This is a genomic window from Shewanella mangrovisoli, from assembly GCF_019457635.1.
Taxonomy (GTDB): domain Bacteria; phylum Pseudomonadota; class Gammaproteobacteria; order Enterobacterales; family Shewanellaceae; genus Shewanella; species Shewanella mangrovisoli.
This window is the reverse complement of the sequence record NZ_CP080412.1, coordinates 847,518-874,189: the sequence shown is the minus strand read 5'-3', so window position 1 is coordinate 874,189 and position 26,672 is coordinate 847,518. Positions and strand designations below refer to the sequence as shown.

Here is a 26,672-nt window from a genome sequence, read left to right as displayed (position 1 = left end):
ATGGCGGTTTTTTTATGGCTGATTCATTCGCGTTAACGCTTAGAAGTCAATTTCTACACCGGCGAAATAACCGTCAAACTTGGTATCGGCGCTGATGCCAGAGAAATTATTCACATCGAAGGCAAACTCACGATAACCCACACGCACACGGGTATCCACCGCCACGCCGTCAAACTCCCAACCTAAGCCGATAGCATAGTCGTGTACGTTAGACTCGTTTACCCCAAGCATTAAATCCGCAAAGCCGAATAACCCAAGGCCTGGCATGCTCACGTGTGTGCTGGCATAACCCATCACAATGCCGCTATCGACGTCTTTCTCTTCAGGGTGACCCGCATCTTGAACGCGCAGAGAACCGTTCATCAGCTTATAGGCGGCACCAAGATCCAAAGACAGAATATCGTTATCCAGCAACTCGTAATACAGCACAAAATCGGTATTGCTCAGATCGGTATAGCTGGTCACATTGCCAGTAAAATCATGGCCATTGAAGCTGAAGTCAGCATTGGTCAGACTGCCCTTCTGATCTAAGCTATTTTCACGAATTTTAAGATTTGGGATAAACGGCAGTGGATGCTCAACCGCAATCCAGTAGCTACCTTGTGCCGATGAACTGTAGTCAAACCCTTGTTGTGGCTGACCTTTATCGGAAAAAGTACCGCTGGTATCGGCGCGCCAGTAATCGCCACCAATTTTGAATCCAACCACAGTAGCCGCTTGGGCTGAAGTGCCCATTAAGCATCCTAATACCGCACTGGCGAGGAGTGTTTTTTTCATAATTAACCTTGAGATAGCAAGTTCGTTAAATCAATCACCGCGGCATTCGCACGGGACACATAGTTAGCCATAACCAATGAATGATTAGCGACTAGACCGAAACCACTGCCATTAAGTACCACAGGGCTCCAAACCGTTTGTTGAGTCGCCTCCAGCTCACGAATGATCTGTTTCAGGCTGACCTCAGCATTTTTCTTTTTCAATACGTCAGCAAAGTCGACTTCGACTGCACGCATAAAATTCAGCAGCGCCCACGAGGCACCACGGCTCTCATAGAACACATCATCAATTTTCCACCAGCTGGTTTTCACCTGATGGCTAGCTAAATTCGGAGTCGATTGGCGCGCAGCATTGTCGCCGGCTAAATCGGTATTTAACCGCTCCTGGCCAACACTCGCCGATAAACGTTGCGACATACTGCCTAAGCGTTTTTGAACTTCTTTGAGCCACTCGTTAAGGTTGTCGGCACGGGCGTAAAACTGCGCATCCTGATTGTTTGGATCCATCATGCGCGCGCGATATAGCTTGAGCAGCTTAACGCCATCGCGGTATTCGCTCTCGGCGCTTGGAACTAACCAACTGGTATGGTCGATGTTCAGCTTAGCCTGCGCTTCGCTTAGGTCCTTATCCGCAGCGGATTGAGACTGGGAGCGGCTAAACTCTTTACGCATAATCAGTGCTAAATCACGGACTTGCTCTAAAGCGCCGTACTCAAACGCGGGCATGTTATCCATAAAAATCGAAGGTGGCATCACATCGTTCGATAACCAGCCGCCCTGCTTATCCAGCAGTGTTTCAACGGTCAGGATCAACGACGTAGTGGTTGCATAACCCACGACATTCTTCTCTGTGGCCGTCAGCTGTTGTGGTGTCAGAGTATCAGGCTCAATACTCCACCACACGCTGACTAGATAACCAATTAAAACAACAAATAAACCAACTCCGGTGACCTTCTTCCATGTTATTTGCATCAAGTGACTCCTTAATGATGGTGATGATGCTCATGTTCAGCAGCATTGTCGGCCTGCTTAGCAACAGGCAATGTAATCGTTAGATTCTCGCCATCGTCAAACGCTAACTGCAGTTTAACTTGCTGATCTAGGGCTAATGGGGCTTTGAGTCCGATGAGCATCACATGCTCTCCAGACGGCGAGAGGGTTAATTTTCCGTGGGAGGGAATATCGAAACCTTCAACATGGCGCATCTTTACCATGCCTTGTTCTTCGATGATGGTATGTAATTGTGCTTCCTTTGCGACCTCAGTGGTCACTCCGGTGAGGCGAACCGTTTTATCGCTATGGTTCTCCAGCGTAAAGTAAGCGGCGGTATTTGGTACTGTATCAGGCATTGCACGGACATGACCTTCGGTCATCACTACGTTAGCGAAAACAGAAAATGAGGCACAGGATAATGCGACAAAATTAAACATCTGTTTGAATATCGGTTTCAATGTCTTAAACTCCATGTCTACCCAATGTCGTCGTAAAGGAAAACAACCCATGAGTCATATACAGGTTCGGGATGATCAGGGCGTTCGTATTATCAGCTTTAATCGCCCAGATAAACGCAATGCACTTGATCTTAATATGTATAAACAACTGACAGAATACCTGATCGAAGGTGAAGCAGACAACGACATTCGTGCCTTTATGCTCCATGGCGAGGATAATTGTTTCACCTCGGGCAATGATGTTGCTGACTTTTTGAAAAATAGTGACTTAGGTCCAAATCACCCCGCGGTGCGCTTCCTTTTTTGCCTATTGGAACTCAAAAAACCGCTGGTTGCCGCCGTGTCTGGTGCCGCCGTTGGCATTGGCACAACGGTGCTGCTGCACTGTGATTTGGTCTATGCCGACAACACGGCTAAATTCCAACTGCCCTTCGTGAATTTGGCCCTAGTGCCCGAGGCTGGCGCAAGCTTACTCTTACCCGAATTGGTGGGTTATCAAAAAGCGGCGGAGCTCTTGCTGCTCGGCGAAAGTTTTGATGCCAATACCGCGCACAAACTGAATATCATTAACGATGTCATCGCCCAAGAAGAGTTGCTCGGTTATGCCCTAAATCAGGCCAAGAAACTGGCTAATCAGCCACCGCAAGCACTGCAAATTACCCGTCAGTTGATGCGACCACATAAAAACCGCGTGCAACACCAGATGCATCAAGAATTAGAACAATTTAGTGCAAGACTTAAAAGTGATGAAGCAAAAGCCAGATTTCAGGCTTTTCTTAAAAAGTGATATTCACTTAAACAGTGTACACTCTTGGCATGAGGGTCGATGTGCCCTCTTTTTGATAGCATCCCGCTAAAGGCTGTGTCCATAAACTTGCATCGGCTACCCCATTCACGTTCCCAAATTGAGGGAGCAAAAACGTGGGTTAAATAGGTCTTTTCCATTGGTCCACAAGTAAGGCCAGTACAAAGTAAACCAGCAGACTCACACCCGGCATAAATAGAATCGCACCGGCCCACACGACACGAGTCCAAAAACAGGACCAACCGAATTGCCACGCCATACCAGAGGCAACACCACAGACTAAACGTTCTGAATTGTCCATTCGCATTTGCGCTCGTTTCATTTTGAACTCCAATTGATGAATAATTTACTTATCGCTGACACTGTGCCACTGAAACCAGCAGATAATTCCTGAAAACAACGCGAGGCTAATCACTGGTAGCAGTAGCAGAGTCATAAGAGGTGCTACAAACCACATAGGCAGCTCCTTACTTGTTTGCGCTGTATTCGCCTGAGGTGACAGACTCACCTTGGTTATCCGCGCTCAGTGTTAGCTGGCTATTGAAGTCATAGATACTTTCAGCTAATTGTGTTTGCAGTGATAACACCAGTTCACGCTTAGTGTTAACCAACAACTCCTGCGCTTGGGTGCTCAGAGTTTGCTCAATAGCGCCCACTACATCAGATACTGGTGCCGCTTCGGCGTGTACCGCAACACTCGCCATTAATGCACCGAATAACACACTTGCTTGAACTGATTTTTTAACGTTTGAAGTAAACATGATGTCGTCCCTTTCCGATTGATTAACTTGACATAGGGACTATTACAAAGGGCGTGCCAACTTATCGAAACAAATTTAAACCACTGATTTAAATTGATTTAATAATTTATTTCAAGCTAAAACGATATAGGCGAGATACTTGAGAAAGGTAAAGTGGTGAAAAATGCTACAGGCATTAGTCAATCTCACCACTTTTCAAATCGAATAATTATTGAGCAACCATTTCGCTCTGAATACTTTGATAAGCCTGCTTGACCACCTCAATACCTGCACCGTTTTTATGGGCGTTTTCGCTCAAATAACGACGCCACGCACGGGCACCCGGTAAGCCTTGGAATAAGCCAATCATATGGCGAGTAATATGATTTAAGCGCCCACCCGCCTGCAAGTGAGCCTCAATATAGGGCAACATGGTCTCAATCACAGCTTCACGGCTCATCACCGCCTTCTGGTTGCCGCAGAGCAGTTGGTCAACCTGCGCCAGAATATAAGGATTTTGGTAAGCCTCACGTCCCACCATCACACCATCTAAGTGCTGCAAGTGAGTTTTAGCCTGTTCAAGGCTAGTGATACCACCGTTAATGCTGATATTGAGAGTCGGATAATCACGCTTAAGCTGATATACCCGGTCGTAGTCTAAGGGCGGGATCTCGCGATTTTCCTTCGGACTTAAGCCCTGTAACCACGCCTTACGCGCATGGATAATAAATTCACCACAGCCTTTAGCCATGACAGTATCAATAAAGTGAGTCAAAAACTCATAACTATCCTGCTCGTCAATGCCGATGCGCGTTTTTACCGTCACTGGAATATCAACCACTTGCTTCATGGCATCGACACACTCAGCCACCAGCTCAGGTTCGGCCATCAAACAAGCACCAAAGCGACCGTTTTGCACCCGATCGGAAGGACAGCCCACATTGAGGTTTACTTCATCATAACCGCGCTCGGCGGCAAGTTTAGCGCAGCGAGCAAGTTCAGCAGGATTCGAGCCCCCCAATTGCAATGCAAGGGGATGTTCTTCTTGGTTATAGGCAAGATAATCACCGCGGCCATGCAAAATCGCCCCCGTTGTCACCATCTCGGTATACAGCAAGGCATTGGCCGACATCAAGCGAGCAAAATAACGGTAATGACGATCCGTCCAATCCAACATGGGCGCAATGGAAAAGGTGCGGTCGAGCTGTAGACCATCATTAAGATTATTTTTCAACACGTGACTATCGACTCAAGTAATTAAAATTTGCCAGTAAGTTCAAGCTTAGAGGGATAAAGCGCCTTAATTTAAGCCGCTGATGAGCAATGCAGCGCCAGCGTAAAAATACAAAAACAGTAAACGAGTTAACGTTTACTGTTTTGTTGCCCCCTCAGAGCTGGCGGGATTATACCCTAAACCGCCCGCTTTGGGGAGATGAAGCGAGGAGAGAAGCCTAGCTTAGAATCACTACAACTCGCTCCAACGTCTGAGCAAGTTATGGTAAACCCCCGTCAGATTAAACAACTCTTGTTCTGGCGCGGCCTGCGCCGTCAACGCTTGAATCGATTGATCGAGTTGAAATAGCAAGCGGCGCTGTCCCTCATCGCGCACCATACTCTGCAGCCACATAAAAGCAGCGGTACGTTCACCCGAGATAACAGGAGTAACCTGATGCAAACTTGTCGAGGGATACAACACCAATGAACCCGCCGCGAGCTTAATGCTTTGCTGGCCATAGGTATCTTGGATCACCAGCTCCCCACCTTGATAAGTGTCTGGTTCACTTAAAAATAAGGTGGCAGACAGATCGGTACGCACCATGCCTTCGCTGGTCGAGCGAATCGCATTATCGATATGATAACCAAAGGTTTCGCCACCTTGATAACGATTAAACAAGGGAGGATAAAACTGTAATGGCAGCGCCGCCGAGACAAATAAAGGGTGGGCCAATAAGCGCGCCATGATCAGCTCACCGATTTGCAGTGCGACAGGGTCATCTTTGTCTAACTGCTGATTACGTTTACGGGTACTCGCCATTACGCCCGAAGTCTGATTGCCATCAATCCAAGTGCGGGCATCGAGCTCTTCCCTTAGCTGATTGACTTCTTCTTTAGAAAAAACATTCGGAATTTCAATAAGCATTTCAAAATCCTATTGGAATAGCATAAACATCAAAGGCAGCCCTAAGGCTGCCATTCAGATCTCGATTAATACGGCTTAGAAGTGCATGTCCGCACTTAACATCACTAAGCGGCCTGGGGCCATATTAGCAAAGTGCGCGGTGTACGCTTTATCGTAATAACGCTCATCCGTTAGATTCTGCACGTTCAGGCGTAGGGTCAAGAATTCGCTCATTTTATAAGATGAAGTCAAATCAAAACGCCAGTAGGATGGAATCGACAACGTGTTAGCCGTATTACCATAAACTTTACCCATGTAGTACGCGCCCGTACCGACAGTAAAATCCTCAGTCACATCGTAAGTCGTGAATAAACTTAAGCTATTTTTAGCGGTGTTGGGGAAGCGGTTACCATTTTGCGCTTGGTTATAGCCATTGCTTTCTAGCGTTGCATCCAAGTAAGTGTAACCACCAAAACCGTGCCAATGCTCAGTAAAGTCACCGGAGAAACCGAGCTCGAAACCTTTCACCTTTTGCTCACCAACGTTTTCCTGCGGCGAATTACGATCGCCAGAGGTCGCAACCCGAGCGTTGTTTTTCTCGATTTGGAATACCGAACCATTAAGAGATAAACGTCCGGCAAAGAAGTCCCACTTAGTGCCTAACTCATAGCTTTCCGTATCTTCTGGCTCTAAATCGGCGTTGGTACTGCCGAGGCGATCCGCGCCATCACCATTTGAGGTCCCTGGAGGGTTAGAAGAAGTGCCCCACGCAGCATAAATACTGCCGTTTTCGGCAGGCTTATAAAGTACCGATAATTGATAGTTAAAGAAGTCGGTATCGTTGCTGAATTGAGAGGTCGAATTCTCAGCACTGGTGCTGTAATCATCCCAACGGATCCCGGCGTTGACCATCCACGCTTCAGTTAACTCAATGGTGTTAAAAGCATACAGCGAGCGAGTATCGGTTTCTGTAACAGTCGCATCGGTGCCGAGGGTAATAGTGCCAACCCAAGGATCGTGCGGATTTGGATTATCCAGCAGCGTACAGTTGTAGTTATCCAGCATCGCCTGATTACAACCCGCGTTGCGGCCATTACCCGTATCGACGGTGTAACTCAAATTGCTGGTACGTTCGTTACTGAGTTCAGTACCAACGGCAAAACGGTTAGTCATTCCGGCAAGTTTTGCTTCACCCGAGAGTTGCAATTGAGTCGCTAAGGTCTTTGTGACCGAATGGCGTGACTTAGTGTTTCGCCAAACATAACCATTAGCCACGTTACCCGTGGTGTCGTCTGGGTTAGTCACAATATAGTAATTGCTGTTACGGCTATAGATGGAGGTCGAAGTGAACTGCATGTCGTTGTTGAAATCATGGCTGATCAACACTGACGCCGTATCATCCATAGTGTCGCGAAAATCCCGCGACAACAAACCGTAGAAGTTATCAGGGTCGACATCCGCAGGTTGACCCGTTGCCTGATCGTAGGGAATACCATAATCAGGAATATCATGATTTTCAAAGTGATAATATTCGAGTGTCACTTTGGTTGGCGTGGTTAAACCAAAGGTCACCGAAGGCGCTACACCCCAACGATTACCCGTAACTTCATCGCGCCCCGGGGTGTCTGCATCGTGGGCCATCATGTTGATACGGGCCGCAGCTTCATCGGCAATCACATGGTTGACATCGACACTGGCGCGTTTTAGCGAATCCGTTCCGACGGCAACATCGGCATTAATAAAGTCTTCAGATTGGGCCTTTTTAGTCACAATGTTGATGCTACCACCAACGGCGCCACGACCGTTATATACAGAGCTTGGGCCTTTCAGGACTTCAATTTGTTCAATGTTAAAGGTTTCGCGACTTTGTGAGCCCACATTACGCATACCATTGATAAAGGTTGAAGATTGAGCATCGTAACCACGGATAAAGGGTCTATCACCGTAAGGGTTGCCGCCCTCACCTGTCCCTAGTGTAATACCGGGTGTTGCACGCAGAGCATCGGTAAAACTCTGGGCACCCATATCCTTGATGAGATCTTGATTGATAACGGTAACGGTTTTAGCGGTATTGAGCAGATCTTCGGTAAATTTACCCGATTGCACTTTACGGGTGTTGTAACCTAAATACTCACCGTTCACTTCAATATGTTCAACTTTCTTATCAACGACTTGTGACTGTGGCTCCGTCGCCATAGCCGGAGCGGCTGAAACCGCCATTCCAATCGTTAACGAACCTAAAACATGGGCACCGAGCGTGACTCGGCCATTGCGGCGTTTTGCAAATTTCATCAAAAGCATTCCTGTTGCGGAGTAAACTCTGTAACAGATGTCCCCCATCTGTTAATCGCCGCTAATATATGCAAAACATAAATTGCAATCAATAATTATTATCATTTACATTACAATTTAATCTTAGTCACAATTTGAAACCGAAATGCGCGCTAGGTCTTACTGGCGGTTGAATAAGTAAGATTTTCATACCGAAATAAAACTAACACCATGAAAATTAATGCAATTAAATTTATATAACGGTGAAAATCGAGAATACTCTCAGGAACTACCCATCTTTATTTAGGTGAAATTGGCTGATCCGCAGGGAGTAAGTAAACATGGGCTGACAAAATCGCGTATCCATAATCGGAGCTAACAATATCGAAAACGCGGCTTATGAGTGATGTGGTTTTAAGCTGATTCAAGGATAAATAACAATAAAATCGTGAAATTAACCTCACATTTCCATTTGTGTCATCTAAGCTGATAGAGTGTGATTAAGATTGCTGTGGTTCAGCGACTTTTCGTCTAACCTTAATGACATGGTGACCATAAGGCTTAAGTTCATAAGAGGAAACACTGAAGCATGAACGTCAATTTTATTAACCCTTTTCTACAATCCCTGCTCAATGTCATTTCGACGATGGCAAGCATGGATCTCACTCCGGGCAAGCCCCAAATTAAAACCGACAACTTAGCCAAGGGTGATGTGTCCGGGTTAATTGGTATGGTTGGGCCACAGACTAAGGGGTCGTTATCAATTACCTTTGAACAAAAACTGGTACTGCAGATCATGCAAAATATGCTTGGTGAAAACCCAGGCAAGATAAATGAAGAAGTCACCGATCTCGTGGGTGAAATCACCAACATGGTCACGGGTGGAGCAAAAAATCTTTTAGGGCAAAAGGGTTACGAGTTCGAAATGGCAACCCCTATGGTGGTTTCAGGTAAAGGGCATACCATTTCCCACAAAGCGAATGGCACCAAAATTATCATGCCCTTCAGCAGCCCATACGGCACTGCCTTTATTGAAATCTGCTTTGAAAATTAATCCGTTATCACTGACTCCCCTTTAGCCTTCCTTTCACGTCGCTCTGCAAGCTTGATTATTGCCTCCAAGGTGTAATAACCAAGTGCAGAACGGCTGACAGTTCTCTCAATCATCCGCTTTCAAGGCATAAAAAAACGGCGCAAATGCGCCGTTTGGGTATTCACTCCGATGGCTTATGCAAGACACACCGCGACCCTTGGGGTGAGTTTAGTCACTAACTCATAGGCGATGGTGCCAATATGTTCAGCCACTTCCTCAACCGGTAAAGCGGCGCCCCAGAGCAGGGCTTCATCGCCCACAAGGTCTGTCGCATCAGCACCTAAATCAACGGTTAGCATATCCATAGATACACGACCGACAATCGGTACTCGGCGACCATTAACCCACACTGGCGTGCCTTCTGGCGCATTACGCGGATAACCATCACCATAACCAATCGCCACGACACCAAGGCGAGTATCTTGTTTCGCCGTCCAATAACAACCATAGCCAACGGGTTGTCCGGCCTTGTGATCGCGCACCGCAATCAAACGCGAGACTAAGTTCATCGCCGGGATCAGACCATGATTGGCACCACAATCCCCCGTCACAGGTGAGACGCCATAGAGTGCAATTCCTGGGCGGATCCAGTCCCCTTGGCTCTTAGGCCAATAGAGGGCACCCGCAGAATTAGCTAAGGTTCTAAATCCAGGCAAATCCGCGGTTAACTGGTTAAAGGTTTGCATTTGCACTTGGGTGTAATGATTTTCAGGCTCATCGGCACAGGCAAAGTGAGTCATTAAATGTATGGGCTTGGCGACATTGTCACAGGCCATCAAGCGCGCATACACCTGCGTAAATTGCTCAGGGGTCACGCCTAACCGATGCATGCCAGAATCCACTTTCAACCATACAGTGACAGGTTTTGATAGCGTCGCCTGCTCTAACATTTCGATTTGCGACTCGTGGTGCACCACAGTATCGATATCGTGGGCCACCAACAACGGTAAATCCGTGCTGCGAAAGAAGCCTTCAAGCAATAACAAGCGCGCCTTCACGCCACCAGCGCGCAGCTCTAACGCCTCTTCTAAACGGGCTAAGCCAAAGCCATCGGCAGTGTGTAAACAGTTGGCGACATTTAATAATCCATGACCATAACCATTGGCTTTCACCACCGCCATCACTTGGCTGCGACTCGCCTGTTGACGCAAGACGGCGAGATTGTTCTGCAGTGCACTACTGCTAATTTCTGCTCGGGGAAAAGGTTTCAAAATTTGCCTTGTCTATTTGAAAAGTCAGGAAATAAAAAGAATATATAAGCAGTGCTTAGCTTCTAACACCAGCAATTAATCTTCTTCAAACTGCGGGCCAGCGTAATTATCAAAACGGGAAAACTGGCCTTGGAAGGTCAAGCGCACACGTCCAATGGGGCCGTTACGCTGCTTACCGATAATGATTTCTGCGGTGCCCTTATCGGGAGAATCGTTGTTATACACCTCATCACGGTAAATAAACATGATGAGGTCCGCATCCTGCTCAATAGAACCCGATTCACGTAAGTCCGAGTTTACTGGGCGCTTATCGGCACGTTGTTCGAGCGAGCGGTTAAGCTGGGACAGTGCAATCACGGGGATCTCTAACTCTTTAGCCAATGCCTTGAGAGAGCGAGAGATTTCGGCAATTTCTAGGGTACGGTTGTCCGATAAGGCCGGCACTTGCATCAGCTGCAAGTAGTCGACCATGATCATCGACAACCCGCCATACTCACGGGCAATACGGCGGGCACGGCTGCGTACTTCGGTCGGCGTTAAGCCTGAACCGTCGTCGATATACATCTTGCCCTGCTCGAGCATAATCCCCATGGTCGAGGATACCCGCGCCCAATCCTCATCATCGAGTTGTCCAGTACGGATTTTGGTTTGGTCGACGCGGCCCAAGGAGGCCAACATACGCATCATGATCTGTTCCGAGGGCATCTCGAGACTGAAAATCAGCACAGGCTTGTCTTCATTCATCGCCGCCTGTTCACACAGGTTCATCGCGAAGGTGGTTTTACCCATAGAAGGACGCGCCGCGACGATGATCAAGTCGCCGGATTGGAAGCCCGCTGTCATGCGGTCAAGATCGCTAAAGCCGCTCGACACCCCAGTCACACCGTTGTGTGGATTGTTGTAGAGCTGCTCAATCTTATCGACGGTTTTTTCGAGAATGGTTTTAATGCCTTCGGGACCTTCGTTGGCATTTGTGCGCTGCTCGGCAATCTTAAAGACTTTACTCTCGGCCAAGTCGAGCAAGGCGCTGGAATCACGCCCTTCGGGATTGTAACCCGCATCGGCAATCTCATGGGCGACACGGATCATCTCCCGCACCACGGCGCGCTCGCGCACGATCTCGGCGTAGGAAACAATGTTACCCGCGCTCGGGGTGTTTTTGGCAATCTCGCCTAAATAGGCAAAGCCGCCCGCTTCTTCAAGCTGATTTTCAACTTCAAGCTGTTCAGAAACCGTAATTAAGTCGATGGGTTGACCACTTTCGACCAAACGGTGCATGGCTGCAAAAATCATTCGGTGCGAGCGGGAATAAAAATCCTCTTTCACCACAGTCTCGGCCACTTTATCCCAAGCGTCGGCGTCTAACATTAGGCCACCTAAGACCGATTGTTCAGCCTCTATCGAATGCGGCGGCAGCTTTAAGCTATCGACCTGCACATCTGTCGGCTTATTCTTAGGTTTAAACGCACCTTGTTGTGACATTAACACTCCCGATTTCCAACAACTTAACAAAATATGATATAAAACCCGCGTCAAGCAAACAGGCCGTTTACATTCGCCTGTTACCTCATTCCAACGGACACTCTAACTAAAAATAAGGAAAGAACATGCGTATTGCATTGGTTGCAGCCTTAGTACTGACCTCTGGCGTAGCAACAGCCGATGAAGGACAATGGCAACCTTACCAAATGCCTTCAATTGCAGACAAACTCAGCGCGCGTGGAATCGATATTCCCGCTGACAAATTAGCCGATCTCACCAGTTATCCTATGAATGCCGTTGTCGGGCTGGGCTATTGTACCGCCAGTTTTGTCTCGCCCCAAGGGCTAGTTGTGACAAACCATCATTGTGCCTACAAGGCGATACAATATAACACTAAGAAAGAACATAACTATCTCGAACAGGGCTTTTTAGCCACCTCGATGGATAAAGAACCGTCGGCGGGCCCTAACGAGCGTTTATACATCACCGAAGCCGTGACCAATGTCACCAGCGATGTCACCAAAGACCTAAGTCAAGATCCGCTCAAACGCTACGAAGAGATTGAAAACCACAGCAAAGCCTTAATCAAAAGCTGTGAGGCCGATGATAACTACCGCTGTAACGTGCGCAGCTTCCACAATGGTTTGGAATATTACCTCATCAAGCAATTGATGATCCGCGATGTGCGCTTAGTATACGCGCCACCTGAAAGCGTTGGCGCTTACGGCGGTGATATCGATAACTACGAGTATCCACGCCACTCGGGCGATTTTGCCTTCCTGCGCGCCTATGTAGGTAAAGATGGCAAGCCCGCGGCCTACAGCGAAGATAACATTCCTTACACGCCAAAGAGTTACCTAAAGGTGAACGCCGATGGAGTGAAAGCGGGCGACGGCGTGTTTGTGGCGGGTTACCCTGGCACTACTAGCCGTTATAACCTCACCAGCGAGCTTAAATTTGCCAGTGATTGGCTGTATCCCACTCAGGCAAAACGTTATCAATTACAGATTGATACTATCGAAGCCATGGGTCAGGAAGATGCCGACATCGCCATTAAATATGCGGGCAATATGGCGTCAATGGCAAACCGAATGAAGAAACTCAACGGTCTGCTGGCTGGCTTTAAAGCCACGGATATCGTCGGTATTAAGCAGCAACGCGAAGATGATTTTCTGGCTTGGTTAAAGAAAAACCCAGCCCTTAATCAAAACCTTATCAGCGAGCTAGAAATCTTATTGGCCGAGCAGCAACTGCAGACCCAAACCAATTATTACTTCACCAACGCCCAATCAAGCACACTGCTCACTGCGGCCAATAGCCTCTATCGCTTAGCCAAGGAAAAGCAAAAGAGCGATGCTGAGCGTGAAATCGGTTACCAAGAGCGTGACCTTGCCATGTTTAGCTCACGCCTGAAGCGTATCGACTCCAGCTTTGACGTTAAAGTTGATAAAACCCTGTGGTTACAAGATTTAAATGCCTACTTGTCGCAGCCTAATCGCGTTGCTGCTTTAGACAATATGCTGAATCTAGACGATAAAAACGTCAGCCTAGAAGCAAAACTCGATGGTCTGTATTCACTCACGACGCTAACCGACCAAGCGCAACGTCTGGCGTGGATGGATGCCGATGCCAAAGCCTTTGAAACCAGCAGCGATCCTTTTATCCGCCTCGCTGTCGCGTTGTACGACACTAATATGGCGCAGGAAAAGGCAGAAAAAATCCTGGCGGGTAAACTGTCTACCGCTCGCCCGGCCTACATGGCTGCCGTTATCAACTACTACAAAGCCAACAACTGGCCAGTGTATCCCGATGCAAACGGTACCCTACGTATCAGCTACGGTATGGTCGATGGTTATCAATCCCGTGATGCGCTGTACAAACAGCCCTTCACCCGCCTCGATGGCATAGTCGCTAAGCACACTGGCGTTGAGCCTTATAACGCTCCGAAAAAACTGCTCGATGCAATCCATGAGCAGCGTTTTGGCGATCACTTAGTGAAATCAGTCTACCAAGATCCACGCGGCTGGATTTGCCGTCTGTTCTCTTGCTTAGACAAGCCAGAAGAATTTAACTCTGTGCCAGTTAACTTCCTGTCGAGTGTCGATACCACTGGTGGTAACTCGGGCTCACCCGTCTTTAACGGTAAAGGCGAACTCGTCGGTCTTAACTTCGATTCCACCTATGAAGCCATTACCAAGGACTGGTTCTTCAACCCCACCATCACCCGCGCCGTACACGTGGATATTCGATATATCCTGTGGATGATGGATGAAGTCGACCACGCCGATAATTTAATTAAAGAACTCGAGTTAGTGAGAAATTAATCCCGAGAGCAAGTTAAGCAGTCCTGAAAAAAGCCGCTCAGCGTTAAGCTGTACGCGGCTTTTATTTTGGCTTCTATTTTAGAACGCATGAACTTTAACGCTGAAGATTATGTGGATATGACTGACACTTCCATCCATCGCTGAGCTGCAATGACAAATAAGAGTAAGTGCCCTTAAATCCAACATTCGCCCATAAAAAAACACCGCCGAAGCGGTGTTTTTTAGTTTAAAGCAGTTGGTAATTAAGCTTCTGCAACAACAGATACTTTAACAACAGCTTTAACTTCAGTGTGTAACTGAACTTCAACTTCGAAGTCGCCAGTAGTACGCAGAGCGCCTAATGGTAAACGAACTTCAGCTTTAGCCAGTTCAACGCCAGCAGCAGTTACTGCATCAGCGATGTCACGAGTGCCAACTGAACCAAACAGTTTGCCTTCATCACCAGCTTTAGAAGCGATAACAACAGCTTCCAGAGCAGCGATTTTCTCAGCACGTTGGTTAGCAGCAGCCAGATCAGCAGCTAATTTAGCTTCTAATTCAGCGCGACGAGCTTCAAATACTTTAACGTTGCTTTCGTTAGCAACAACAGCTTTACCTTGTGGCAGCAGGTAGTTACGAGCGTAACCAGCTTTAACTGCAACTTGGTCACCCAGGTTACCCAGGTTAGCGATTTTATCAAGCAGAATAACGTTCATTATCAAATCCTCTATATTCGATTAGGAATACTGCAATTACTGATGTAAATCAGTGTATGGCAGTAGAGAAAGATAACGAGCACGCTTGATTGCGCGAGCTAGTTGACGCTGATATTTAGCACTAGTACCAGTGATACGGCTTGGAACGATCTTGCCGCTTTCAGTGATGTAGTTCTTTAAAGTAACGATATCTTTGTAATCAATTTCTGCAACACCTTCAGCGGTGAAACGGCAGAACTTGCGACGACGGAAATAACGTGCCATTTGACAGTCTCCTAAGTTTTCAATTCGACATTTTCGGCATGGATGACTAAGCGATTTTGGCCATTGCGCCCCTGTTGAAGCGTCATAAAACCTTGAACTTGTACTTCCACACCTGCTTTCAGATTGTCTGCCACGCTTTCAAAGCGTGGGCCACTCAATATCACTTGTATTTGTACGTAGACGTTGCGGAGCATATCTGCTTCATAACGCTGCGATTTGTGTTCTAGCATTATCACACTATGTGCGATGCCTGCCGGGCTTTTAAAGCGTCTGGAACGGGTTATGGTTCCTGACAACACCAAGTTATTGGTGGTCACAGATAAACTTACTCAGCGATTTCTTCAGCGTTAGCTTCATCATATGAGCGGTCGCCAGCTGGGCCACGACGTGAATCGCGCTCATCTTTAGCTTTCGCCATTGGAGATGCTTCAGTAACGGCAACTTTAGTACGCATTACCATGTTACGCAGAACTGCGTCGTTGAAACGGAAAGCAGTTTCTAGCTCTTCAATCGTCTCTGCTGGTGCTTCAACGTTCATCAGAACGTAGTGAGCTTTGTGCAGGTCTTGGATTGGGTAAGCCAGTTGACGACGACCCCAATCTTCTAAACGGTGGATTTTGCCGTTAGCTTCGGTGATTGCACCGGTGTAACGCTCAATCATACCTGGTACTTGTTCACTTTGATCTGGGTGAACCATAAATACGATTTCGTAATGACGCATTTATTGCTCCTTACGGTTATGTAGCCTCGTTATTGGCTCAGTCAGACCAAGTGGAGGCAAGGAACGAAAATAGTGACTGATTCGAGCGCGAGATAGTACAGAAAGCAGACGCGAAACTCAAGCAATAACTTTGCCTCACCTCTCAATACGGGTATGATGACGCCTCACCCCTATTCGGATATCAGACACCAGCCATTCAAGAACCCTGACTAATGTTACGAGCAATGCTAAAAGTTATCGCCCCTTTAAGTTTGTTTTGCCTATCTTTTCCGGCACTTGCGCTTGTACCTCCCGATTATCAGGAGCCGCCAAGCGATTTTACAGCAGAAGTCGAAGCCGGCTTACAGTTGAACACGGGCAACACCGAGTCGAGCAGTTTTAATGGTCGCACCCAGCTGATTTACGATGCCAAACAAACGAAGCAAGAAGCCACGCTAAAAGCGTATTTTGCTTCAGAGAAAAACAAAACCACTTCAGAGAAGTACGAACTCCAACTGCAGAGCAACTATAAACTCACCAAGGGTTATATCTTTGGCCGTGGCGACTTTACCTGGGACCAGTTCGGTAGTTATACCCAAATCTCAACCCTTTCTTCGGGTTATGGTTTTAATGCCATCAGTACCTATAAGACTAAACTCAGCCTCGAAGTCGGCCCGGGTTATCGATACAACCTGCCAGCGGAATCGGTCGCTGAGCCCGATCCCGCCGCCGAAAAGGATGTGATTTTACGTACTGCGGCAAAGTTTTCGCAAAAATTGCAGGAATACACCAGCATCAATGCCGATCTCACCGCCGAAGTGGGTGAGAATAACAATACCCTCACCCTCGACATGAACTACAAGAATTTAGTGTTTCAGGACTGGGCATTTAAAATCGGCATGAACGTTAAGTACACCGAAGTGGTACCCGAGGGCAGTAAGCAGACAGACACAGTCACCACCTTTAACCTGCTCTACACCTTTAGATAATCGTGATACCCAGTGGTTTGGCTGAAACGAGGTTCACCCTCTCAGCCAAATCCCATTTCAGTCGCATTGAGTGACTCACACACAAAAATGATAAGTCAGTCATTAAATCCCAACATTTTGCAACACGGAATACACACCAACTCCTGATATACTCTCCCTGCAACCATACAAGGAGTAGTTAATGGCAAACCCGCTACGCACTTTCGCCTCTTTATATAGCACGACTCTATTAACTGTGTTGGCAGGCGGTTTACTCACCACCTATTTAGGCCTACGCCTGTCGGTGATGCATGTTCCACAGCTGTGGATAGGCGGCATGATGTCGGCCTATTACATCGGCCTAGTGGCGGGTTCTAAGATTGGCCACCGTTTGATTGCTCAAGTTGGGCATATTCGCGCCTTTGTCGCCAGTGCCGGGATAGTCGCCGCCTCCGCCCTCGGCCACGCCTTAGTGGATGAGCTAGCGGTTTGGATCCTCTTAAGGCTTATCGTCGGTATGGGCATGATGTGCCAATACATGGTGCTCGAAAGCTGGCTCAATGAGCAGGCCGAAAGCAGCCAACGCGGCACAGTGTTTGCCAGCTACATGATAGTCTCGTACTTCGGTTTAATATTGGGTCAAGGTGCCATCAGCCTCTATCCTGAACTCGGCTTAGAGCCACTATTACTGATCGCCATCTGTTTTGCCCTGTGTATTGTTCCCATTTCCTTGACTCGCCGTATTCACCCGGCGCCACTGGTGCCCGCGCCCTTAAAAATCGCCCACTATTGGCGAAAAGCCCCGCAAGCACTGACGACCATCGCCATAGGCAGCATGATTGTCGGCTCCTTTTACGGCTTGGCACCCGCTTATGCCAGTAACTTAGGTTTACCGCCCGAGAAAGTCGCCACCTATATGACGGCCAGCATTCTCGCGGGTCTGCTGGCACAATGGCCTATGGGGAAGTTATCCGACATCATGTCCCGCAGTCGACTTATCCGCATTAACTGCGTACTGCTTGGGATCTTAGCCTTAGCTATCGCCCTCACGCCTTACCATCCCACACTCTCACTGGTGATGACGTTTCTGTTCGGTATTCTTGGCTTTACCTTCTATCCCTTAGCGACGGCACTGGCCAACTCCCGTGTCGAGCAGAGTGAAAGGGTCGGTCTGTCGGCCACCATATTACTGACCTTTGGCCTTGGCGCGAGTATCGGCCCGCTTATCGCCTCAACCCTTATGCAATGGCTCGGCAATAGCATGCTCTATGGCTTTATGTCGGCCTGTACCTTAATTCTATTTTTACGCCTACGTTATGTTCATTCACAACAAAAGGCCGAAACTAATGTGACTCAAGACTACATCATGGCAACCGGTGATTTAGTCTCATCTCCGCTCGCGGCCGCCCTCGACCCGAGGGTTGATGTTGAATCGGTGCAGGAGCAAATGACCCCCACGCCCAGCGACGATGAAGACGATTTAGGTGCCGATGCCCTCGAAGATGACACTGACAGCGAACAACAGCTGACATTCGAGTTTGACGTTAATCCAGAGCCAACTTTTATTGAGGCAGAAACAAACGATCTAGAAGAGTCAGATCTCGATGCGGTGAAAACCGCTTAAGTGAGATTTCAGTTATTCGAGACAATAAAAAAAAGACGGGCTAGCCCGTCTTTTTTTTATTGAAAGCTATCGATTAGCTACGGCGTTGACGCACGGCTTCGAAGAGGCAGATACCCGTTGCGACCGACACGTTTAAGCTAGAAACGCTCCCCGCCATCGGAATCGAGACCAAGGTATCGCAACATTCACGACTTAGGCGGCGTAAGCCTTTACCTTCGGCGCCCATCGCAATCGCCAGCGGTCCTTTAAGATCGGCTTGATATAGCTCGCAATCCGCTTCGCCCGCCGTGCCAACAATCCACACGCCCTTTTCCTGCAGATGACGCATGGTACGCGCAAGGTTAGTCACTTGGAATAAGGGCACAGTTTCGGCGGCGCCGCAGGCCACTTTACTCACCACAGCGGTTAAGCCTACGGAATTGTCCTTCGGCACAATAATGCCCTGCACACCCGCGGCATCGGCGTTACGTAAGCAAGCACCTAGGTTATGCGGATCGGTAACACCATCTAAAATCAAAAAAAACGGTAAGTCAGTCTTAGCTAACAACTCATCTAAGTCATGCTCACCAAGGATTTTTGCCGCTTTAACACGGGCAACGATACCTTGATGCTGTGCACTCTCGGCTTTATCGTCCAACACTTTGCGTGAGGTCACTTGGATGCTAGTGCCAAAGGCTTTAGCCTGGCGGATCAGCGGCGTTAAACGCTCATCTTCACGGCCCTGCAACAGCCAAAGTTCAATAATGCGCTCTGGGCTGTGTTTTAACAGCGCTTCAACCGCGTGGATCCCAAAAATAATATCTTGTTTCTTCATTTACTTCTTTCTCGTGCTCCGCTTCGCGGCCTTTGGCTTTTTCGCCGAATTTTTTACGCTTTTCTTAGGCTTAGCGCCTGCTTTAGACTTGGACTTACTCGCCCCAGCTTTATCCGAACCGGCTTTCGATTTCGCACCTGTCGATTTAGCTGCCTTAGCCATTTTGGCGCCTTCACGGTTAACCCGCTCACGCGCTGTCATCGGTTTTTCTCGACTCGGCGCAGACTTACGGCGACCGCCTTTTCCGCTGTCGCCAAGCATGACTAAATCAATCTGTCTATCATCCAAGTTTACTGCGGCCACTTTTACCGTGACGGGGTCACCCACTTGATAGATTTGACCCGTATGCTCACCAATCAAACGCTGACGCATAGGATCGAACTGGTAATAATCGCTTCCTAGGCTAGAAATATGCACTAAGCCATCGATAAATAAGTCATTTAAGCGAACAAATAAACCAAAGTTAGTGACAGAGGCAATCACCGCCTCGAAGGTGTCACCCACATGGTCCTGCATAAATTCACATTTCAACCAGTCGCTTACATCGCGAGTGGCTTCATCGGCACGGCGCTCGGTGTTCGAACATTCTTCGCCTAAGAGATCTAACTCATCGAGTTGATAATGGTAGCCACCATCGGATGTCCACTTCTCATTGGCTTCGCCTTTTTCCTTCGCCAATAAATAGCGGATCACGCGGTGCAGCACTAAGTCAGGATAACGGCGAATTGGCGATGTAAAGTGCGCATATTCTTCGAGTGCTAAACCAAAGTGGCCTTCGTTATCAGGTGTGTAGATAGCTTGGCGCATTGAGCGCAGCAACATCACTTGGATAAGCTCGGCATCGGGCCTATCGGCGATTTGCAGCATCACATTCTGGTAATCCGCAGGGGTTGGCTCGAGACCGCCGCCCATGCTTAAACCACGTTCGGCCAAAAACTCTTTAAAGTTTGCCAATTTCTGCTCAGAAGGCGACTCATGCACGCGATAGAGGATTTCACCCTTGTGCTTTTTCACAAACTTAGCAGCCGACACGTTGGCTAAAATCATACATTCTTCAATGATTTTATGAGCTTGATTACGCGCTCTTGGCACAATCTTATCGATCTTGCGCTGGTCGTTAAAAATAAACTGCGTTTCTAGGGTCTCAAAGGCAATCGCCCCACGCTCGGCGCGCTGTTCATCGAGCGCCAAATAAAGCGACTGCAAACATTGAAGATGCGGGAATAGCGCTTCATGCTCAGACGCAATCGGTCCGCCTTCGAGCATGGCAGCCACTTGGGTGTAAGTGAAGCGCGCATGTGAATGCATCACCGCAGGATAAAACTTATAACCCGACAGCTTACCGCGTGCCGAAATCGTCATCTCAGCGACCATACACAGGCGGTCGACATGGGGATTGAGCGAGCACAGGCCGTTAGAGATTTTCTCCGGCAGCATAGGGATCACTTGCGATGGGAAGTATACCGAGTTACCACGGGCACGGGCTTCGGTATCTAAGGCCGAATCGGTACGCACGTAGTAGCTCACATCCGCAATCGCCACCCACAGACGCCATCCACCACTAGGCTTAACTTCGGCGTATACCGCATCGTCAAAGTCACGGGCATCCTCGCCATCGATGGTCACTAAGGGCAGAGCACGCAGATCGACGCGGCCAACCTTATCGGCTTCAGTCACTTCATCGGGGATCCGGCGCAGTTTTTTCTCAATCACAGCCGACCAAGTGTGGGGTAAATCGTAATTACGCAGGGCAATTTCGATTTCCATTCCCGGTGCCATTTGCTTGCCGAGCACTTCAGTAATTTTACCAGCAGCTTTCACGAATCGGCCCGGACGACGGGTTAATTCGACCACGACCACATCGCCTTGACGGGCGCCATTGCGATCTTCGGTAGCGATTAAGATTTCTTGGGTAATGCGCTTATCATCGGCAATCACAAATGCCATGCCACTGTCGACATGGAATCGCCCTACAATGGCGGCACTGCGTGGTTGGATCAAACGGACGATACGGGCCTCGCGGCGGCCTTTACGGTCCATACCGGCTTTTTGTGCCAGTACTTTATCGCCATGGAAATACATCAGCATGTCGCGATTTGAGATAAATAAATCGTCGCCACCTTCGTCAGGTTTAAAGAAGCCGTAGCCTTCTCTGTGCCCAAGGACTGTGCCGGAAATTAGATCCATTTTTTCAGGTAAGCCATAGCTTTGACCGCGGGTAAATACCAGTTCACCGTCGCGCTCCATCGCCCGTAAACGGCGACGCAGGGCTTCTAACTGTTCTTCATCATGGATCTGCAGTGCAACAGCGATGCTGTCACGGGTAATAGGTGATTTTTGAGAACGTAAGTACTCGATAATATACTCACGACTTGGGATAGGGTTTTCGTACTTATCCTGTTCACGCTCGAAATGAGGGTCTTTGATCATTCAATATCCAATATTTCTGTCTCAATCAGTAGAGACATCTCAACGGGTTCGCAAGTGCTCTTGCTGGGCCCGCGCCACTGCACTGGCGGGCATTTTAGCGGCTAACACCTGCAGTAATGACAAGGCTTTTTTCTTGGTCGCCTCATCGGTAAATACATTGTTGTATAACCAGTTATAGGCCATTTCATAGTCCCTTGGACTACCATAACCTTCACCGTATAAACGAACCAGCATCATCCGCGCGGCTAAACTGCCGCTCGCCGCCGCTGGCAATAAATAATTGACCGCACGGTCTTTATTACGAATAACAAACTTACCATTTTGATAATATTCGGCAAGTTTCACCATGGCCTCGGGACTGCCCTGTTCGGCCGCCTCTTGCAATAATCCCATCCCTTTGACTGCATTGGCTTTTACGCAGGTGCCATGGTTGAGCATCTCCCCCCACAGAAACTGGTACAGGGGCTGCTTTAAGACTTCGGCGCGCGCTTCGATATCTTGCACTAACTGACAGTCATCTTGCTTAACTCTTGCCAGATATTTTTCGCCGCGGATCATTTCAAGTAATTGATCTTGAGAATAAATATCCACCGCCTGTGTTTCAGCAAAGCACATTGAAGATACTAAGGGCAGCAGCGCAACTAATGCAGTACGTAGCATAACGACTCTCAATGACAATAGGGTGAATACTTGCATCGGCAGTATAACCTATTTCTTGAGCTCAAGCCGAATTTCTAACCACAGAAAACAAACAGGAAGGAACAACAAAGGAAGAAAAGGCCGTGAAACACGGCCTCTACGATTTTAGTTAAATGGGCTAACTAAAATCATCGTTTCATTACGGTCTGGACCGGTAGAAATGATGTCGATCGGCGTTTCTAACAACTCTTCAATACGCTTGATGTAGTTGATAGCTGCTTGCGGTAACTGCTCTAAAGAGGTCGCACCGAAAGTTGACTCGCTCCAGCCTGGCATAGTTTCATAAACAGGCGTGACCTGCTCATAACCTTCAGCCGCTAATGGCGTAACCTTAGAGATAGTGCCATCTGGATGTTGGTAACCCACACAGATCTTCACTTCTTTCAGACCATCGAGTACGTCTAACTTAGTTAAGCAGAAGCCGCTTACACTGTTGATTTGTACTGCGCGGCGCATTGCCACTGCATCTAACCAACCTGGACGACGCTTACGACCGGTAGTTGCACCAAATTCATGACCTTTGGTCCCTAAATGATCACCTACTTCACATAAGAGTTCAGTTGGGAAAGGACCAGCACCCACGCGAGTGGTGTATGCCTTCATGATACCTAAGACATAGTCTAAATGACGTGGACCAAAGCCGCTGCCTGTCGCCACACCACCTGCGGTAGTGTTTGACGAAGTGACAAACGGATAAGTACCGTGGTCGATGTCTAACAGTGTACCTTGTGCACCTTCGAACAGAATTGGCTCACCCGCTTTACGCGCGTTATCCAACAGTTCGGTTACGTCAACACACATGCTCTTCAGGTAGTCTGCTAAGGCTAACGCATCGCTCAGTGTTTGCTCGTAATCTACGGCGTCAACTTTGTAGTACTCTGTCAGCATAAAGTTATGATATGCCATAACTTCTTTCAGCTTTTCAGCAAATAGTTCAGCATTGAACAGATCGCCAACACGCAGACCGCGACGGGAAATCTTGTCTTCATACGCAGGACCAATACCACGACCCGTAGTACCAATCGCTTTATTACCGCGCGCTTTTTCGCGAGCGATGTCTAAGGCACAGTGGAATGGTAGGATCAGCGGACATGCTTCAGAGATCAGCAGACGTTCCTCAACAGGAATGCCGCGCTCTTTGAGCATTTTGATCTCTTTCATCAGGGCGTCGGGTGCAAGCACCACACCGTTACCGATAATGCATTTCACATTGTCGCGTAGGATGCCTGATGGGATCAGATGAAGTACGGTTTTATCGCCATTGATCACCAGAGTGTGACCCGCGTTGTGACCGCCTTGGTAGCGAACTACATATTTTGCCTGTTCTGTTAGAAGGTCGACAATCTTACCTTTTCCTTCGTCACCCCATTGGGTGCCGAGAACAACTACGTTTTTGCCCATTGTTTGCTGCAAGGTTGTGGTTAAAAATGGATTCTAACAGATTTTAAACCGCAAGTGGTAAGGCATTTATGAAAAAATAATCAAAATGACCAGCCCTGCGGTGACTAAAGAACCGCCAATTCGGCGTAAAACTTGCTGATTTTGATGGGAAAGTTCATTTAAATATCGGCGCCATTTATTGGGGAATAACAAAGGCCCCACGCCCTCTAAAATCAGCACCAGTGCCACGGCCAGCATGAATAACTGTAAGCTCATCTTCCCCTCTCTTCGAACTGTCAGCAAAAAACACTTTCATTAACGCGAGCATAGCCAATTTTAGGCAATAAAAAACCCAGCATAAGCTGGGTTTTTTGAGATTCCAAAACGTATTAACGCTTAGAGAATTGTGGCTTACGACGTGCTTTACGTAGACCCACTTTCTTACGCTCAACTTTACGAGCGTCACGGGTTACGAAACCAGCAGAACGTAATGATGGACGCAGAGCTTCATCTAATTGCATCAGAGCACGAGTGATACCGTGACGGATTGCACCTGCTTGGCCAGTGATACCACCGCCCTTAACAGTTACATAGATGTCCAGCTTGTCAGTCATTTCAACTAGTTCTAATGGTTGACGAACAACCATACGAGCAGTTTCACGACCAAAGTATTGGTCCAAAGGACGTTGATTTACAACGATGTTGCCACTACCAGCTTTAGCGAATACGCGTGCTGTAGAGGTTTTGCGACGGCCAGTGCCGTAGTACTGAGTTGCAGCCATTTGCTTAATCCCGTTTAGATATCAAGAACTTGAGGTTGTTGTGCAGCGTGGTTATGTTCTGCGCCAGCGTAAACTTTCAGTTTACGGAACATGGCACGGCCCAGAGGACCTTTTGGTAACATACCCTTAACTGCTTTCTCGATGATCATTTCTGGCTTGTGAGCTTGCAGCTTTTCAAAGCTGATTTGCTTGATGCCACCAGGGAAGCCTGAGTGCGAGTAGTACGTCTTGCCTTGCGCTTTGTTACCAGTAACAGTAACTTTCTCAGCGTTGATAACGATGATGTAATCACCAGTGTCAACGTGAGGAGTGTATTCTGGCTTGTGCTTACCGCGTAAACGCAGAGCGATTTCGGTAGCGATACGACCTAAAGTTTTGCCGTCAGCATCAACGACGAACCAGTCACGAGTTACAGTTTCTGGTGTAGCAGTAAAAGTCTTCATTATTACAAAAACCCAAAGTTAATTTCTGTCTCACATGTTGCCTACAATGGTAAACAACACAAAATTGCCTTTCAGTACCCCTTCGAGTACTTAACTCGGCGTACAACTTCCACCTAATTTGGTGGAGTAACGTGGGCAGGTGGCGGATTATAGACAAACGTGAGCTAAAAATCACCTGATATTTTGACAAAAATCATAAAAAATCGATCTGTGAGGCTGATTTTCACTGGGATGGATGAGCCACAGGAGGTTTGCATAAAAAACGCGCTAACCTCCAATGATTTGCACTCGCTAACCTAAGGTAAATGCTCTGATTTTAAGTAATCGTGGGATTGCATTTCGATTAAGCGAGAGCGACAACGTCTAAATTCAAAACTCAATAAACCATCAGCGTAAATCTCTTCCAGCGGCACCTGCGCGGAAACGATCAACTTAACGTTACGCTCGTAAAACTCATCCACCATGGCTAAAAAACGTCTGGCGATATCATCACCCGTTAAAAACGCGCCCATTTGCTCGATGCCACTCACCAACACGGTATGATAAATCCGCGCCAACTCCATATAATCCCGCTGACTACGAGGGCCATCGCATAAAGCTCTGAAATCCGCGAGTAACACGCCTTGCGCCTGTTGACGTATGCAGATTGCGCGCCCTTCGATTTCAATCGCATCGGTTGAAATTTCAGCCTCGGGGGCTAACTGACGGAAATAACGCAGCAGGTTAGTGTCGGCCTCTTCATCGAGTGGATGGTGATAAATCTCAGCCTGCTCGAGAGTGCGCAGACGATAGTCGATGCCCGAATCCACATTGAGTACTTCACAATGCTGATTGATCAAGGCGATCGCGGGAAGGAATCGTGCCCGTTGCAATCCGTTTTTATACAAATCATCGGGAATGATGTTTGAAGTAGCGACTAAGACCACGCCTTCTTTAAAGAGGGCTTGGAATAAGGTGCCAAGTAGCATGGCATCTGTGATATCAGAGACAAAAAACTCGTCAAAACAAATGACTCGGTATTTAGCCGCCATTTGTTTGGCAATCACTAACAAAGGATCGCGCGTGCCTTTGAGCGCATCCAGATCCAAATGCAGTTGATGCATAAAACGGTGAAAGTGCGCCCTTAGTTTTTGATTACCTGGCAGCGCATCAAAAAAGGTGTCCATCAGATAGGTTTTGCCGCGACCAACACCGCCCCAGAGATACAATCCCTTAGGCGCGACAGGTGCAGACTTGAGGCTGAAGGAGGTCAATAACTTGCCTAATAGTGAGCTTGGCGCTTCGGCAGCGGTTAAATCTTCGTAGACGCGTTGCAGTGCCTTTACGGCCATTTCCTGCGCGGGATCATGGGAAAAACCATCACGAGTAAGATCTTTTTGGTAATGCTGCCAAGGGCTTAACTGGGGCACGTTATAATTCTCTTTTATCCTTTGGAAAAACTGCGTCGATATTACCACGGCCTCTCATACAGGGCATATATTTATCCCCTAACAAGCTAAAGGGCGCTTGATTCCATATTTCGGCACTCGACCACATATAGAGCAAGATTAAGCGTGAAAGGATAAAGACTTATTTAGAAAGCGCTATGCTGTTAACTTATT

The 26,672-nt window shown here is 47.9% G+C and carries 27 protein-coding genes; 5 read left to right on the top strand and 22 right to left on the bottom strand.

Features of this window, described 5'->3' with window-relative positions; translation table 11 throughout:
* Window positions 1-39: 39 nt before the first annotated feature.
* The 3 genes from K0H60_RS03905 to K0H60_RS03895 are packed head-to-tail and all read right to left on the bottom strand — an operon-like array spanning window position 40 to window position 2,242.
* Complete coding sequence (locus K0H60_RS03905) at window positions 40-777, bottom strand: TIGR04219 family outer membrane beta-barrel protein (RefSeq protein ID WP_220057331.1); 738 nt, start codon at window positions 775-777, stop codon at window positions 40-42.
* Window positions 778-779: 2 nt separating this feature from the next.
* The gene (locus K0H60_RS03900) at window positions 780-1,748 is read right to left on the bottom strand and encodes a DUF2333 family protein (RefSeq protein ID WP_011623977.1); all 969 of its coding nucleotides are present in this window, start codon (window positions 1,746-1,748) and stop codon (window positions 780-782) included.
* A gap of 11 nt (window positions 1,749-1,759) precedes the next feature.
* On the bottom strand, window positions 1,760-2,242 hold the full coding sequence (locus K0H60_RS03895) for a copper chaperone PCu(A)C (protein WP_220057330.1): 483 nt from the start codon (window positions 2,240-2,242) through the stop codon (window positions 1,760-1,762).
* 34 nt (window positions 2,243-2,276) lie between these two features.
* Here K0H60_RS03895 and K0H60_RS03890 point away from each other — a divergent pair, with 34 nt between their 5' ends.
* Window positions 2,277-3,014: an enoyl-CoA hydratase-related protein gene (locus tag K0H60_RS03890; RefSeq protein WP_220057329.1), complete on the top strand. Its 738-nt coding sequence runs from the start codon at window positions 2,277-2,279 to the stop codon at window positions 3,012-3,014.
* Window positions 3,015-3,153: 139 nt separating this feature from the next.
* Here K0H60_RS03890 and K0H60_RS03885 read toward each other — a convergent pair whose 3' ends face one another.
* From K0H60_RS03885 to K0H60_RS03865, 5 genes are all read right to left on the bottom strand, one after another.
* The gene (locus K0H60_RS03885; RefSeq protein ID WP_011623980.1) at window positions 3,154-3,354 is read right to left on the bottom strand and encodes a PspC domain-containing protein; all 201 of its coding nucleotides are present in this window, start codon (window positions 3,352-3,354) and stop codon (window positions 3,154-3,156) included.
* A 145-nt stretch (window positions 3,355-3,499) separates the two neighbouring features.
* Complete coding sequence (locus tag K0H60_RS03880) at window positions 3,500-3,793, bottom strand: hypothetical protein (protein ID WP_023268555.1); 294 nt, start codon at window positions 3,791-3,793, stop codon at window positions 3,500-3,502.
* A gap of 208 nt (window positions 3,794-4,001) precedes the next feature.
* On the bottom strand, window positions 4,002-5,009 hold the full coding sequence (gene dusA, locus K0H60_RS03875) for a tRNA dihydrouridine(20/20a) synthase DusA (RefSeq protein ID WP_220057328.1): 1,008 nt from the start codon (window positions 5,007-5,009) through the stop codon (window positions 4,002-4,004).
* Between the two features lie 228 nt (window positions 5,010-5,237).
* Window positions 5,238-5,912, bottom strand: coding sequence for a Fe2+-dependent dioxygenase (locus tag K0H60_RS03870; protein ID WP_220057327.1), 675 nt, complete (start codon window positions 5,910-5,912; stop codon window positions 5,238-5,240).
* A gap of 75 nt (window positions 5,913-5,987) precedes the next feature.
* Window positions 5,988-8,183, bottom strand: a complete 2,196-nt coding sequence (locus K0H60_RS03865; protein WP_220057326.1) for a TonB-dependent receptor — start codon at window positions 8,181-8,183, stop codon at window positions 5,988-5,990.
* A 568-nt stretch (window positions 8,184-8,751) separates the two neighbouring features.
* Here K0H60_RS03865 and K0H60_RS03860 point away from each other — a divergent pair.
* Window positions 8,752-9,216, top strand: a complete 465-nt coding sequence (locus K0H60_RS03860) for a chemotaxis protein CheX (protein WP_011715879.1) — start codon at window positions 8,752-8,754, stop codon at window positions 9,214-9,216.
* A gap of 173 nt (window positions 9,217-9,389) precedes the next feature.
* Here the strand turns inward: K0H60_RS03860 and alr are convergent, their stop codons facing one another.
* Window positions 9,390-10,466, bottom strand: coding sequence for an alanine racemase (gene alr, locus K0H60_RS03855; RefSeq protein WP_011715878.1), 1,077 nt, complete (start codon window positions 10,464-10,466; stop codon window positions 9,390-9,392).
* 75 nt (window positions 10,467-10,541) lie between these two features.
* A complete protein-coding gene (gene dnaB / locus K0H60_RS03850; protein ID WP_088211721.1) occupies window positions 10,542-11,948 on the bottom strand; it encodes a replicative DNA helicase in 1,407 nt (468 codons plus the stop codon).
* 125 nt (window positions 11,949-12,073) lie between these two features.
* Between dnaB and K0H60_RS03845 the strand changes: the two genes are divergently transcribed.
* Entirely contained in the window at window positions 12,074-14,272 is a 2,199-nt protein-coding gene (locus K0H60_RS03845) for a S46 family peptidase (RefSeq protein WP_220057325.1), read from the top strand.
* Window positions 14,273-14,514: 242 nt separating this feature from the next.
* Here K0H60_RS03845 and rplI read toward each other — a convergent pair whose 3' ends face one another.
* The 4 genes from rplI to rpsF are packed head-to-tail and all read right to left on the bottom strand — an operon-like array spanning window position 14,515 to window position 15,952.
* Window positions 14,515-14,967, bottom strand: a complete 453-nt coding sequence (gene rplI, locus K0H60_RS03840; protein ID WP_011623996.1) for a 50S ribosomal protein L9 — start codon at window positions 14,965-14,967, stop codon at window positions 14,515-14,517.
* Between the two features lie 36 nt (window positions 14,968-15,003).
* A complete protein-coding gene (rpsR, locus tag K0H60_RS03835) occupies window positions 15,004-15,231 on the bottom strand; it encodes a 30S ribosomal protein S18 (protein WP_006083042.1) in 228 nt (75 codons plus the stop codon).
* A gap of 11 nt (window positions 15,232-15,242) precedes the next feature.
* A complete protein-coding gene (gene priB / locus K0H60_RS03830) occupies window positions 15,243-15,548 on the bottom strand; it encodes a primosomal replication protein N (RefSeq protein ID WP_011073673.1) in 306 nt (101 codons plus the stop codon).
* Between the two features lie 8 nt (window positions 15,549-15,556).
* On the bottom strand, window positions 15,557-15,952 hold the full coding sequence (gene rpsF, locus K0H60_RS03825; RefSeq protein WP_011715868.1) for a 30S ribosomal protein S6: 396 nt from the start codon (window positions 15,950-15,952) through the stop codon (window positions 15,557-15,559).
* 224 nt (window positions 15,953-16,176) lie between these two features.
* On the opposite strand from rpsF, the gene K0H60_RS03820 reads away from it, so the two are divergent.
* Together K0H60_RS03820 and K0H60_RS03815 are read left to right on the top strand one after the other, a co-directional pair.
* Window positions 16,177-16,920, top strand: coding sequence for a DUF481 domain-containing protein (locus tag K0H60_RS03820; protein WP_220058108.1), 744 nt, complete (start codon window positions 16,177-16,179; stop codon window positions 16,918-16,920).
* Window positions 16,921-17,101: 181 nt separating this feature from the next.
* The gene (locus K0H60_RS03815; RefSeq protein ID WP_220057324.1) at window positions 17,102-18,523 is read left to right on the top strand and encodes an MFS transporter; all 1,422 of its coding nucleotides are present in this window, start codon (window positions 17,102-17,104) and stop codon (window positions 18,521-18,523) included.
* 73 nt (window positions 18,524-18,596) lie between these two features.
* Here the strand turns inward: K0H60_RS03815 and rlmB are convergent, their stop codons facing one another.
* The 8 genes from rlmB to zapE all read right to left on the bottom strand — a co-directional run bounded on the left by rlmB (window position 18,597) and on the right by zapE (window position 26,480).
* A complete protein-coding gene (gene rlmB / locus K0H60_RS03810) occupies window positions 18,597-19,337 on the bottom strand; it encodes a 23S rRNA (guanosine(2251)-2'-O)-methyltransferase RlmB (protein WP_086901989.1) in 741 nt (246 codons plus the stop codon).
* Window positions 19,338-21,767, bottom strand: a complete 2,430-nt coding sequence (gene rnr / locus K0H60_RS03805; RefSeq protein ID WP_220057323.1) for a ribonuclease R — start codon at window positions 21,765-21,767, stop codon at window positions 19,338-19,340.
* Window positions 21,768-21,806: 39 nt separating this feature from the next.
* On the bottom strand, window positions 21,807-22,463 hold the full coding sequence (gene motX, locus K0H60_RS03800; RefSeq protein WP_011715863.1) for a flagellar protein MotX: 657 nt from the start codon (window positions 22,461-22,463) through the stop codon (window positions 21,807-21,809).
* 108 nt (window positions 22,464-22,571) lie between these two features.
* A complete protein-coding gene (locus K0H60_RS03795) occupies window positions 22,572-23,867 on the bottom strand; it encodes an adenylosuccinate synthase (protein WP_086901986.1) in 1,296 nt (431 codons plus the stop codon).
* Between the two features lie 66 nt (window positions 23,868-23,933).
* Entirely contained in the window at window positions 23,934-24,122 is a 189-nt protein-coding gene (locus K0H60_RS03790) for a DUF2065 domain-containing protein (protein WP_011715861.1), read from the bottom strand.
* A 113-nt stretch (window positions 24,123-24,235) separates the two neighbouring features.
* Complete coding sequence (rpsI, locus tag K0H60_RS03785; RefSeq protein WP_006083052.1) at window positions 24,236-24,628, bottom strand: 30S ribosomal protein S9; 393 nt, start codon at window positions 24,626-24,628, stop codon at window positions 24,236-24,238.
* A gap of 14 nt (window positions 24,629-24,642) precedes the next feature.
* Window positions 24,643-25,071 (bottom strand): 50S ribosomal protein L13, encoded by a 429-nt coding sequence (rplM, locus tag K0H60_RS03780; protein WP_011073682.1) that lies wholly within the window; start codon window positions 25,069-25,071, stop codon window positions 24,643-24,645.
* Window positions 25,072-25,367: 296 nt separating this feature from the next.
* Window positions 25,368-26,480 (bottom strand): cell division protein ZapE, encoded by a 1,113-nt coding sequence (gene zapE, locus K0H60_RS03775; protein ID WP_220057322.1) that lies wholly within the window; start codon window positions 26,478-26,480, stop codon window positions 25,368-25,370.
* Between the last annotated feature and the right edge of the window lie 192 nt (window positions 26,481-26,672).